The sequence below is a fragment of the Thermus arciformis genome (genome assembly GCF_900102145.1).
Classification (GTDB): domain Bacteria; phylum Deinococcota; class Deinococci; order Deinococcales; family Thermaceae; genus Thermus; species Thermus arciformis.
The window spans coordinates 52,345-62,570 of record NZ_FNBC01000012.1; the positions used below are offsets into that span (position 1 = coordinate 52,345).

The 10,226-nt window shown below is 69.6% G+C and carries 11 protein-coding genes; 3 read left to right on the plus strand and 8 right to left on the minus strand.

Annotated elements, in window-relative coordinates:
* From nadA to bfr, 3 genes are read left to right on the plus strand one after another with little or no spacing between them, the layout of a single operon-like run.
* Window positions 1-924 carry a quinolinate synthase NadA gene (gene nadA / locus BLP62_RS05900; RefSeq protein ID WP_420918352.1) on the plus strand — a complete coding sequence of 308 codons (924 nt, stop codon included), beginning with the start codon at window positions 1-3 and terminating at the stop codon, window positions 922-924.
* On the plus strand, window positions 924-2,405 hold the full coding sequence (locus tag BLP62_RS05905) for an L-aspartate oxidase (RefSeq protein ID WP_093006825.1): 1,482 nt from the start codon (window positions 924-926) through the stop codon (window positions 2,403-2,405). The genes nadA and BLP62_RS05905 overlap by 1 nt, the downstream gene beginning before the upstream one ends.
* Before the next feature lie 14 nt (window positions 2,406-2,419).
* Window positions 2,420-2,896 carry a bacterioferritin gene (bfr, locus tag BLP62_RS05910; RefSeq protein WP_093006827.1) on the plus strand — a complete coding sequence of 159 codons (477 nt, stop codon included), beginning with the start codon at window positions 2,420-2,422 and terminating at the stop codon, window positions 2,894-2,896.
* A 19-nt stretch (window positions 2,897-2,915) separates the two neighbouring features.
* Here bfr and BLP62_RS05915 read toward each other — a convergent pair whose 3' ends face one another.
* The 8 genes from BLP62_RS05915 to BLP62_RS05950 all read right to left on the minus strand — a co-directional run bounded on the left by BLP62_RS05915 (window position 2,916) and on the right by BLP62_RS05950 (window position 9,575).
* Window positions 2,916-3,239 (minus strand): winged helix-turn-helix transcriptional regulator, encoded by a 324-nt coding sequence (locus tag BLP62_RS05915; protein ID WP_093006829.1) that lies wholly within the window; start codon window positions 3,237-3,239, stop codon window positions 2,916-2,918.
* Window positions 3,240-3,259: 20 nt separating this feature from the next.
* Complete coding sequence (gene paaZ / locus BLP62_RS05920) at window positions 3,260-5,251, minus strand: phenylacetic acid degradation bifunctional protein PaaZ (RefSeq protein WP_093006831.1); 1,992 nt, start codon at window positions 5,249-5,251, stop codon at window positions 3,260-3,262.
* Window positions 5,252-5,265: 14 nt separating this feature from the next.
* Window positions 5,266-5,721 carry a 1,2-phenylacetyl-CoA epoxidase subunit PaaD gene (gene paaD, locus BLP62_RS05925; protein WP_176758154.1) on the minus strand — a complete coding sequence of 152 codons (456 nt, stop codon included), beginning with the start codon at window positions 5,719-5,721 and terminating at the stop codon, window positions 5,266-5,268.
* Entirely contained in the window at window positions 5,715-6,476 is a 762-nt protein-coding gene (gene paaC, locus BLP62_RS05930) for a 1,2-phenylacetyl-CoA epoxidase subunit PaaC (RefSeq protein WP_093006835.1), read from the minus strand. Before paaC ends, paaD begins: the two co-directional genes overlap by 7 nt.
* Window positions 6,466-6,990: a phenylacetic acid degradation protein gene (locus BLP62_RS05935; RefSeq protein ID WP_093006837.1), complete on the minus strand. Its 525-nt coding sequence runs from the start codon at window positions 6,988-6,990 to the stop codon at window positions 6,466-6,468. Before BLP62_RS05935 ends, paaC begins: the two co-directional genes overlap by 11 nt.
* A 9-nt stretch (window positions 6,991-6,999) precedes the next feature.
* The gene (gene paaA, locus BLP62_RS05940) at window positions 7,000-7,971 is read right to left on the minus strand and encodes a 1,2-phenylacetyl-CoA epoxidase subunit PaaA (protein ID WP_093006839.1); all 972 of its coding nucleotides are present in this window, start codon (window positions 7,969-7,971) and stop codon (window positions 7,000-7,002) included.
* Window positions 7,958-8,569 (minus strand): TetR/AcrR family transcriptional regulator, encoded by a 612-nt coding sequence (locus BLP62_RS05945; protein WP_093006841.1) that lies wholly within the window; start codon window positions 8,567-8,569, stop codon window positions 7,958-7,960. The genes paaA and BLP62_RS05945 overlap by 14 nt, the downstream gene beginning before the upstream one ends.
* 64 nt (window positions 8,570-8,633) lie before the next feature.
* Window positions 8,634-9,575, minus strand: coding sequence for a tyrosine-type recombinase/integrase (locus BLP62_RS05950; protein ID WP_093006843.1), 942 nt, complete (start codon window positions 9,573-9,575; stop codon window positions 8,634-8,636).
* Window positions 9,576-10,226: the final 651 nt, after the last annotated feature.

Genomic DNA, 10,226 nt, shown 5'->3' on the forward strand with positions numbered 1-10,226 from the left:
ATGCGTGGGGAAGCCCTGGCGCAAGAGGTCCTCAGGCTCAAGCGGGAGCGGAACGCCGTCATCCTGGCCCACTCCTATCAGCTTCCCGAGGTGCAGGAGGTGGCGGACTTCGTGGGGGACTCCCTAGGCCTCGCCCGGGAGGCCCAAAGGACGCGGGCCGAGGTCATCGTCTTCTGCGGCGTCCACTTCATGGCGGAGACCGCCGCCATCCTGAACCCCGAGAAGACGGTGCTTCTGCCCGACCTGGAGGCGGGCTGCTCCCTCGCTGACAGCCTCCGGCCCGAGGACGTCCTGGCCTGGAAGGCAAAGCACCCCGACGGGATCGTGGTGGCCTACGTGAACACCAAGGCCGAGGTCAAGGCCCTGGCGGACGTCTGCGTGACGAGCGCGAACGCCGTGGAGGTGGTCTCCCGGCTTCCCCAGGACCGGCCCATCTACTTCGTCCCCGACATGTTCCTGGGGGCCCACGTGGCCCGGGTCACGGGGAGGAGGCTGGACCTCTTCCCCGGGGAGTGCCACGTGCACGCGGGGATCCGGGAGGAGCACCTGAAGGCCCTCCTGGAAGCCCACCCGGGGGCGGAGTTCCTCATCCACCCGGAGTGCGGCTGCGGCAGCGGATGCCTCTACCTCAAGCCCGACGCCAAGATGCTCTCCACGGAGGGGATGGTGCGCTACGCCAAGGGGGCGGAGGCCCGGGAGTTCGTGGTGGCCACGGAGGTGGGGATCCTCCACCGCCTCAAGAAAGAGGCCCCGGAAAAAGCCTTCTTCCCGGTGAAGCCCGACGCCGTGTGCGAGTACATGAAGCGGATCACCCTGGAGAAGGTCTACCTCTCCTTGAAGGAGATGCGCCACGTGGTCCGGGTGCCCGAGGAGGTGGCGAGAAGGGCGCGCCGGGCCCTCGAGGCCATGGTGGCCGTGGGGTGATGGAGCGCCGCAGCGCCGACCTCCTCGTCCTGGGCGCCGGGGTGGCGGGGGTCTACGCCGCCTTGGCCGCGGAGGAGAGGGGGGCCCGGGTCCTCCTCGTGAGCAAGGACCCTTTCCCTGCAGGCTCCACCCCCTGGGCCCAAGGGGGGGTGGCCTTCCCCGTGGGGGAGGAGGACCTCGAGGCCCACCTCCGGGACACCCTCGTGGCCGGCCGGGGCCTGGTGGAGGAAGGGGTGGCCCGCTCCATCCTGGAGGAGGCCCCCCGCCACCTGGAGAGGCTTCGCGCCTTCGGCCTCCCCTTCCACCCCGAGCCCACCCGGGAAGGGGGGCACTCCCGCGCGAGGGTCTTCCACCTGGGCGGGGACCGGAGCGGGCTTCTCCTCCTGGAGGGGCTCCTTAAGCGGCTTTCCGCCCCCGTGGTTCCCGCCCAGGCCCTAAGCCTCCTCGCCTCCGGGAACCGGGTGACCGGGGCCCTCCTTTGGGGGCCGGAGGGGCTTTGGGAGGTCCGGGCCGGGGCCGTCCTCCTCGCCACAGGAGGGTTTGGCCGCCTCTTCTCCGTGACCACGAACCCCCAAGGGGCCACGGGGGACGGGATGGCCCTCGCCTGGCGGGCGGGGGCGGGGCTTAGGGACCTGGAGTTCGTCCAGTTCCACCCCACGGCCCTTCCCAACGGGGCCCTGGTCTCCGAGGCCTGCCGGGGGGAGGGGGCCATTCTCCTGAACGCCCATGGGGAGCGCTTCATGCCCCGCTACGACCCCCTGGCGGAGCTCGCCCCCCGGGACGTGGTGGCCCGGGCCGTCTTCCGGGAGAGGGAGCGCACGGGCGGGGTCTACCTGGACCTGAGGCCCATCCCCCGCCTGGAGGAACGCTTCCCCACGGTGGTGGCCCAGGCCCGCACCCTGGGCCTGGACCCCCTGAGGGCGCCCCTTCCCGTGGCCCCGGCGGCCCACTACGCCATGGGCGGGGTGAGGACGGACGCCTTCGGCCACACGGGGATCCCCGGGCTCTTCGCCGCGGGGGAGGTGGCCTCCACCGGCTTCCACGGGGCGAACCGCCTGGCCTCCAACAGCCTCCTCGAGGGCCTGGTGGTGGGGTGGCGGGCCGCCCTAAGGGCCCTGGAGGACCTGGCCTTTCCCCCAAAAGCCACCCCCCTCCCCGCCCTCGCCGCCCCGCCCGAGGCGGTGGCGGCCCTGAGGGAGGAAGCGGGGGAGGCCCTTGGGGTGGTGCGGCGCAAAGAGGCCCTCCTCGCCTTCCTCCGCCAGGCGGAGGCCGTGCCCCTGGAGGAGGTGGAAAGAGCCGGCAGGGAGCGGCTCGAGGCGGGAAGCCTCCTCCTCCTCATGCGCCTCCTCGCCCGGGCGGCCTTGGCCCGGGAGGAGAGCCGGGGCGCCCACTTCCGGGAGGACTTCCCCCTGGAAGATCGCCCCAGGCACAGCCTCTTCCAGGGATGGCGCCTCGCTTTCCTCCCCGTGGGTGTAGAGTAGGGGAGGAGGCGATTATGAAGGGGCACCCCGAGGTGATCCAGAGCTTGCAGGAACGGCTTTCCGAGGAGCTCGCCGCCATCCTCCAGTACATGGTCCACGCGGAGCTGGCGGAGAACTGGGGCTTCAAGGCCCTGGCCCGCCACCTCAAGGCCCACGCCATCACCGAGATGCGCCACGCCGAGAAGCACATTGAGCGCATCCTCTTCCTCGAGGGCTTCCCCGAGGTGAGCCGCATCGGGGAGATCAAGATCGGCCAAAGCGTGGAGGAGATCCTCTTCAAGGACTACGAGGGGGAGGTCCAGGCGGTGAAGGGCTACAACGAGACCATGAACCTGGCCCAACGCCTCGGGGACAACGGCACCCGGGAGATGATCGCGGAGATCCTTAAGGACGAGGAGGCCCACGTGGACTGGCTGGAAAGCCAGCGGGAGCTTCTCCAGCAGATGGGCTTGGCCAACTACCTGCAGTACCTGGCCGGGGAAGCGGAGTAGAGCCCCCCGCGTGGAGGCCTTAGGCCACCGGCGCCTTTAAGTGCTTGCGGGCCCAGCGGTCAATGGCGGCGATGACCGCCTCCAGCTCCCGCCCCGCCTCCGTGAGGCTATAGCGGGTACGGGGCGGCATGTAGGACTCCACCCGCTTCTCCACCACCCCCACCTCCACCAGGTGCTCCAGCCGCTGGGAGAGGGTGGCCGGGTTCACCCCGCCCACGGCCCGGGAAAGCTCGTTGAAGCCCTTGGGGCCTTCCAGGAGGGCGCGGACGATGTGGAGCGTCCACTTCTCCTGGAGGAGGTTCAAGGCGGCGTAGACCGGGCAGAAAGCGCCGTGCTCGCCCATGACCCCATGGTAGCACGGGCCTAAGCGCCCTTTCGGGCCACCAGGGTGAGGAGGGTGTAGGTGGCCACGGCCTTGCCCTCCTGGTTCACCACCTCCACGGCCCACTCCACCACGCCCGTCTTCTCGTCCCGGGGGCGCTTGCGCTTCACCGTGAGGCGGGCTTGGAGGGTGTCCCCGGCCCCCACGGGCTCCAGGAAGCGCAGGCCCTCGAGGCCGTAGTTGGCGAGCACCGGGCCCGGGGCCGGGTCCACGAAGAGGCCGGCCGCGGCGGAGAGGACGAAGTAGCCGTGGGCCACCCGCTTCCCGAAGAGGCCCTCCTTGGCGGCGAGCTCGTCCGTGTGGGCGTAGAAGTGGTCCCAGGAGAGGGCGGAGAAGAGGGCGATGTCCGCCTCGGTGACGGTGCGGCGGTGGGTGGTGAGGGTCTCGCCCACCTCGAGGTCCTCGTAGGCCTTGCGGAAGGGGTGGATGGCGGCGGGCTTCTCCGCCCCCTTGGCGTACTCCCCGGTGAGGGCGGAGAGGAGCCCGGGGTCGGCCTGGAGGGCGACCCGCCCGAGGTGGCGCTTCACGGAAAGGAGCCCCCCTAGCTCCTCGCCCCCTCCCGCCCGCCCCGGCCCGCCGTGGAGGAGGCGGGGGAGGGGGGAGCCGTGGCCCGTGGAGGAGGCCGCGGTGCGGGCGTTCAGGAGGTGAAGCCGCCCCACGTGGGGGGCGAGGGCCAGGAGGTAAAAGCGGGCCTCCTCGGGGTCGGAGGTGGCGAGGGTGGCCACGAGGCTTCCCCCGCCCAAAGCGGCAAGCCTCGCCGCCTCCTCCCGGCTTCCGTAGGGGAAGAAGGTGGCCACAGGGCCAAAGGGCTCCACCCCGTGGAGGGCCTCGGACCAGGGGTCCTCGGCGAGGAGGAGGGTGGGGGGGAAGAAGGCCCCGTCCGCCCTCCCCGGGTGCCTCCAGTAGACCCGGGCCCCCGCCTCCAGGAGGGCCGCCACCGCTTTTTCCACCTCCGCCTTCTGCTCCAAGGAGGCCAGGGGCCCGAGGTCCACGCCCTCCTCCCGGGGGTCGCCGAGCCTTAGGGCCTCGAGGCGCTTTCGGGTGGCCTCGAGGAGGGCCTTAAGGCGCTCCCTTGGCGCAAAGACCCGGCGGATGGCGGTGCAGCGCTGCCCCGTCTTGATGGCAAGCTCCTGGGCGATCTCCTGGGCGAGGCGGGAAAGCTCCTCCTCCGTGGCCTCCTCCCCCAGGATGGCGGGGTTTAGGGAGTCGGCCTCGGCGTTGAAGAGGGCCCCCCGCTCCAGGAAGGCCGGGTGGCGGCGGAGGCGGTCGGCGGTGGCCTTGGACCCGGTGAAGAAGACGCTGTCCCGGTGGTCCAGGGCGTCAAAGAGGTCCCCCACGCCCCCCACGAGGAGCTGGAGGCTCCCTTCCGGGAGGAGGCCCGACTCCAGCATCCTCCGCACCAGGGCCTCGGCCACGTGGGCCGTGGGGGTGGCGGGCTTTACCAGGGTGGGGACCCCCGCGAGGAAGGCGGGGGCGAACTTCTCCAAGAGCCCCCAGACGGGGAAGTTGAAGGCGTTGATCTGGACGGTGAGCCCCCCTTTGGGGGCGAGGAGGTGCCTCCCCTGGAAGGAGAGGTCCTTGGAGAGGGGAAGGAAGTCGTCCTCGGGGAGGAGGTTGCCCTCGGGGAGGTTGCGGGCGAGGGAGCTATAGGCGTAAAGGACCCCGATCCCCCCGTCCACGTCGTACCAGGCGTCCCGCCTCGTCCCCCCCGTGGTGGCGTAGAGGCGGTAAAGCTCCTCCTTCCGCTCGGAGAGGTACCGGGCTAAGGCCCTAAGCCGCCTTCCCCGTTCCTGGAAGCCCAGGGCCAAAAGGGCCTTTCCGCCCACCTCCCGGCCCCAGGCCACGGCCTCCTTCACGGGGAGGCCCTCCGCCGTGACCCGGGCGAGGACCTCCCCCGTGCTCGCGTCCCGCACGGGGACGCCCTCGCCCTGGCCTTCCCGCCACTCGCCCATGAGGTAGCTTTGGAGCTTCATCGCGCGTCCTTTCCCTAGACGGTCTTAAAGGCCTCAAAGACCTCGCCGCAAGCGGCGCACTGGTAGAACATCTTGCACAGGGTGGCCCCGAAGGGGTTCTTGAGGACCACCTCCCGGCTCCCGCACCGGGGGCAGGGGGGGTCCTCCCCGGCCATGGGGAGGGGAAGGGGCGGGGCGACGCCGTAGCCGAGAAGCTTCGCCCGGGCCTCCTCGGCCATGGCCTCGGTGCTCCAGGGGGTGCGGGCCTCCTCCACCTCCACCTCCTCGGCCCCCGCCTCCTCGAGGGCCTTAACGATCTCCTCCCGGATGAGCCCAAGGGCCGGGCAGCCGGAGAAGGTGGGGCGGAAGCGCACCTTGACCCTTTTCCCCTCGGCCTCCACCCCCAGGACCATCCCCATCTCCACGATGTTGAGGACGGGGATCTCCGGGTCCTTCACCCCCTTTAGGGCCTCCCAGTACCGGGCTACCACGCCTTCGCCTCCCGGTCCCACCGGGCCACGGACTGCATCTCCGCGAGGAGGGACCATAGGTACTCCGTGTGCTCCTTCCGGCTCCTAGGCACGTACCCCCCTTCCGGCGCCTTAAGCCCCGAGCGCTCCAGGTGGCGCGTGGTCTCCTCCAGGTAGCGGTCCCGAAGGGCGTTTAGGTCCGGCACGTACCCCGCCGCCCAAAGCTCCTCCTCCCCCGGCAAGGGCACGAAGAGCTGCTTGGCGTAGGGGAAGAGGGTCTCCAGGGCCTTCTGGGCCCGGGCGTGGCTCTCCTCCGTGCCCAGGCCCAGGCGCTCCACCCAGAGGGCGGAGTGCTTCAGGTGGAAGCGCTCCTCCTTGAAGATCCTCTCGGCCGCCTCCGCGAGGGGAGGGTAGGCGCTCTTCCTTGCCTCCTCCAGCCAGAGGTTCTCGTAGAGGTCAAAGAGGTACTGGCGGACCATGGTGAAGGCCCAGTCCCCCTTGGGAAGCTCCACTAGGACGGCGTTTTGGTACTCCAGGGGGTCGCGGAAGAAGACGAGCTCGTCGGGATCGGACCCGTCCAGCTCCCTTCTAAGCTCCAGGTAGAGCTTGGCGTGGCCCAGCTCGTCCTGAGCCAGGTTGGCGATGGCGATGTCCTCCTCGAGGATGGGCGCGTGGGCCACCCACTCCGAGAGGCGCTGGGCCAGGACCACCTCGTCGTCGGCCAGGGCCGTGAGCTTGGCGAGGAGGGCCTCTTGCAGGTAGGGGTCAGGCCTCATGCTCCACCTCCTTGGCGGTGACGAGCCCGTAGTAGCTCTGCAGGCGGTAGGTCTTCTCCCGGGCGGGGGCGAACCAGCTCTCCACCACCTCGGGCGTGGGCTCGGTGCCCGCCACGAGCCTCTCCGGAACCGCCCAGAAGGCCACCCCCTGGGCCTCGAGGAGGGCCTCTTTCACCGCCTCCCCCGGGCTTCTTGCCAGGAAGCGGCCCACCAGGTCCCCGTAGACCATGCTCCGGCGGTGGCTCTTCTTGGCGAAGACCCAGTAGGCCTCTTCTTCCCCCAGGGGTCCTTCCAGGGCCTTGGGGTCCTTCAGGGCCTCCTGGGTCACGTGGAAGAAGGCCTCCGCCGGGGCCACGAAGAGGGCGTAGGCCGAAGGCCTCCGCACGAAGACGTGCCGGGCCACGAGGAGGGCGTGCTCGGGGTCCGTGGCGTGCACCGAGCCCACCATCTGGGGCAGGCTCCTTTCCGTGTCCTGCTTGATCACCTCAAACCGGGGCCACTCCGTCCCCCACATGGCTCCTCCCTAGTCCGCCGCCTGGGCGAGCCGCCTCTTGGCGTAGGCCTCCATGGCCTCCCGCACCCAGCGCCCCTCCTCGTGGGCCCTCCGCCTGGCCTCGAGGCGGTGCCGGTTCATGGGGCCTTCCCCCCCGATCACCTTCCAGAACTCGTCCCAAGGGATGGGGCCGTGGAGCCAGTTTCCGGTCTTCTCGTCGTAGCGGAGGTCGGGGTCGGGGATGCTAAGCCCCGCCTCCAGGAGCTCGGGGACGTGCTCGTTCAGGAACTCCTGGCGGATCTGGTCGTTGGTCTTGGTCTTGATGCCCCAGCGGAGGAGGAGGGGGGTGTGGGGGGAGTCGGTGTCGTGGGGGCCGGCCATCATCAGGGTGGGCCACCACCAGCGGTTCAGGGCGTCCTGGACCATCTGCCTTTGCTTCCGGGAGCCTTTGGCGTAGAGGAGGACCGCCTCCTTCCCCTGCTTGTGGTGGAAGGTCTCCTCGGCGCAGATGCGCACCATGGCCCGGGAGTAGGGGCCGTAGGAGCACTGGGCCAGCATGGTCTGGTTCTTGATGGCCATGCCGTCCACCAGCCAGCCGATGATGCCCACGTCCGCCCAGGTGAGGGTGGGGTAGTTGAAGATGTTGGAGTACTTGGCCTTCCCCGAAAGGAGGGCCTCCACCATCTCCTCCCGGGTGATCCCTAAGGTCTCGGCGGCGTGGTAGAGGTACTGGCCGTGCCCCGCCTCGTCCTGGACCTTGGCCAGGAGGATGAGCTTCCGCCTCAGGGAGGGGGCCCGGGGGATCCAGGCGCCCTCGGGGAGCATGCCCACCCATTCGCTGTGGGCGTGCTGGGAGATCATGCGGATGAGCTGGCGCCGGTACTCCGCGGGCATCCAGTCCCCGGGCTCAATCTTCTCCCCCCGGGCGATCCGGGCCTCAAACTCCTCCAACCTCTCCTGGTAGTCGGGGTCCTCGGGGTAGCCGATCCTAAGCTTCGCCATCCTCGCCTCCTTCCTCGCGGCGTTCCCCTTCCGGGGAAGCGGCCACGCCAAGGGCCCTAAGGACCAGCCTGGCGTAGGCTTCCGAGAGCTCTTCCAGGGAGAGGGGCCCCTCGGGGCGGTACCACTGGTAGGTCCAGTTGAGGGCGGAGAGGACGAAGAGGGTCGCGAGGCGCACGTTCTCCACCCGGAAGACCCCCGCCCTTACCCCCTCCTCCACCACGGCCTGCACCCCCTCCTCGTAGCGGCGCCTCAGGGCCCTGGCCTCCTCCAGGAGGGGAGGGGAGAGGTGCTTCCACTCGTGGAAGAAGACCGTGGCCCGGGGAAGCTCCTCGGCGATCACCCGGAGGTGGCCCTTGACCAGGGCCTTCATCCGGCTCACGGGGTCTCCTGAAGGCAGCGCCTCCAAGACCTTCTGGAACCTCTCCGCCGCCTGGCGCACCACCTCCAGGAGCAGCTCTTCCTTGGACTGGATGTGGGTGTAGAGGCTTCCCCCTTGGAGGTTCAGGTGACGGGCGAGCTCCCGCATGCTGGTGGCGTGGTAGCCCCGCTGGCTGAAGAGGCGCCCGGCCATGTGGAGGATCTCCTCGCGGCGGTCCATAACGAACGTTCGTTTGTCACTATGCCACATCCCCGGGGAAGGGACAAGTGTCCCGGCTCACCTTTTAGAGGTCAGGAAGCCTCGAGGCCGCCTCCTTAAGGCGCTCCCGGGAGGCGTGGAGGTAGATCTGGGTGGTGGCGATGGACTCGTGCCCCAGGAGGTCCTTCACCGCGTCCAGCTCCACCCCTTGCTCCACCAGGAGCGTGGCGTAGGCGTGGCGGAGCTTGTGGGGGGTGAAGCGTCTGGGGTCCAGGCCCGCCCTTAGGGCGGCCTCCCGGAACTTGGCCTCCACCCAGCGGGCTGAAGGGATGTGGCCCCGGCGCCTTCCCTCACGGAATGTGAAAATAGGTACGTTTCCCTGGGGAAGGCCCAGCCCTAGAAGCACTCCCTGGGCCGTTCGGGAAAGGGGCACCAGCCTTTCCTTGTTCCCCTTGCCCACCACCCGCACCGCCACGGGGTGGCCCCCTTCCAGGACCACGTTCCGCCCCTTCAGGGAGAGGGCCTCGGAGATCCTTAGCCCCGTGCCGTAGAGGAAGCGGGCCAGGGCCTCGAGGAGGGCCGCTTCCTTCTCCTCGCCGAAGGCCTGAAGGAAGCGTTTAAGCTCCTCGGGGTTCGGGTGCAGGGGAAGCCGCCTCCCGGCCTTGGGCCGGCCGATTCCCTCCGTGGGGTCCAAGGCCTCCTCCCCCTGAACCTCCCGCAGGTAGCGGTAGTAGCCCCTGAGGGCGGCGAGAAACCCCTGGACGCGCCTTGGGGCCCAGCGCTTGGCGAGGAGCAGGGCCCGCACCGCCTCGGGGCCCGAGGGGAAGCCTTCCTCCTCGAGGAAGCGGTGCCAGAGGGCCAGGTCCTGGAGGTAGCGCCGCACCCCCCGGGCCGAGTAGCCCCGCTCCAGGAGGAGGTATTCCGCATAGGGGGTGAGGCCTTCCAGGGCCTTTTCGGGCTTTTTAATGCCGAGGGTTTTCCAGATAGCTGCGGGGGTTTTTGGTGGGGCCATGGGGGCATTATACAAGCGCGAAATGTACCTTTCGCGAAGATAGGGAAACCCGGAAGGACGCTCCCTGGGGGCCAGGCAAAGCCAAGGCCTCGAGGCCCGCCTTGGCCCTGGCTCAGAGGGGGCTCGGGGTGGCCGCCGGAGTTTCCGAGGGCGCCCCAGGGCGGGTCGGTCTGGGTGTCCAGGCGCGGGGGCTTTGGCCCCGCCTAGGGGGCCTGGGCTACCCTCGCTTGCCTGGTCCCCGGTGGGTTGTTCTCCGGAGTGGTCCGGCGTTGCCGGGCTCGCGAAGGCTTCCCGGGTTCCCGAAACTTCGGGTGGGCCTCGAGGCCGGTTGCCATTCGGGGGCCCCTCCTCTGTGGTTTCCGGGGCTTATGCCCTTGTTCAGATGCCTGCCCTTGTTGCGTCCGTCTAGGTGAAAGTAAGTGATTTTATTCACGATTCTACGAGCGCGCGAATTCTCTCTCGCCCCAACACTGGGCTTGCCTTGCAAAGGTCAGGAGGACGGGTGTATATCTCCCTCCTGATGGGCAAGCGCGGCTTCGTTCGCCGGGAGGCAAGCCCCAAGGAGGTCCTGGAACACTGCCTGCGCCTGGCCCGGGAGGTGGCCCCTCCCACCCCCAAAGGCAAGCGGGGCCGCCCCTGGCGCTACAGCCACGCCCTTTACCTGGC

What these genes read in the sequence shown, in the direction of transcription:
- nadA (WP_420918352.1), top strand. Translation starts at nt 1, where the DNA reads ATGCGTGGGGAAGCCCTGGCGCAAGAGGTCCTCAGGCTCAAGCGGGAG.
- bfr (WP_093006827.1), top strand. Translation starts at nt 2,420, where the DNA reads ATGAAGGGGCACCCCGAGGTGATCCAGAGCTTGCAGGAACGGCTTTCC.
- BLP62_RS05935 (WP_093006837.1), bottom strand. Translation starts at nt 6,990, where the DNA reads ATGTGGGGGACGGAGTGGCCCCGGTTTGAGGTGATCAAGCAGGACACG.
- paaA (WP_093006839.1), bottom strand. Translation starts at nt 7,971, where the DNA reads ATGGCGAAGCTTAGGATCGGCTACCCCGAGGACCCCGACTACCAGGAG.
- BLP62_RS05915 (WP_093006829.1), bottom strand. Translation starts at nt 3,239, where the DNA reads ATGGGCGAGCACGGCGCTTTCTGCCCGGTCTACGCCGCCTTGAACCTC.
- BLP62_RS05945 (WP_093006841.1), bottom strand. Translation starts at nt 8,569, where the DNA reads ATGGACCGCCGCGAGGAGATCCTCCACATGGCCGGGCGCCTCTTCAGC.
- paaZ (WP_093006831.1), bottom strand. Translation starts at nt 5,251, where the DNA reads ATGAAGCTCCAAAGCTACCTCATGGGCGAGTGGCGGGAAGGCCAGGGC.
- BLP62_RS05905 (WP_093006825.1), top strand. Translation starts at nt 924, where the DNA reads ATGGAGCGCCGCAGCGCCGACCTCCTCGTCCTGGGCGCCGGGGTGGCG.
- paaC (WP_093006835.1), bottom strand. Translation starts at nt 6,476, where the DNA reads ATGAGGCCTGACCCCTACCTGCAAGAGGCCCTCCTCGCCAAGCTCACG.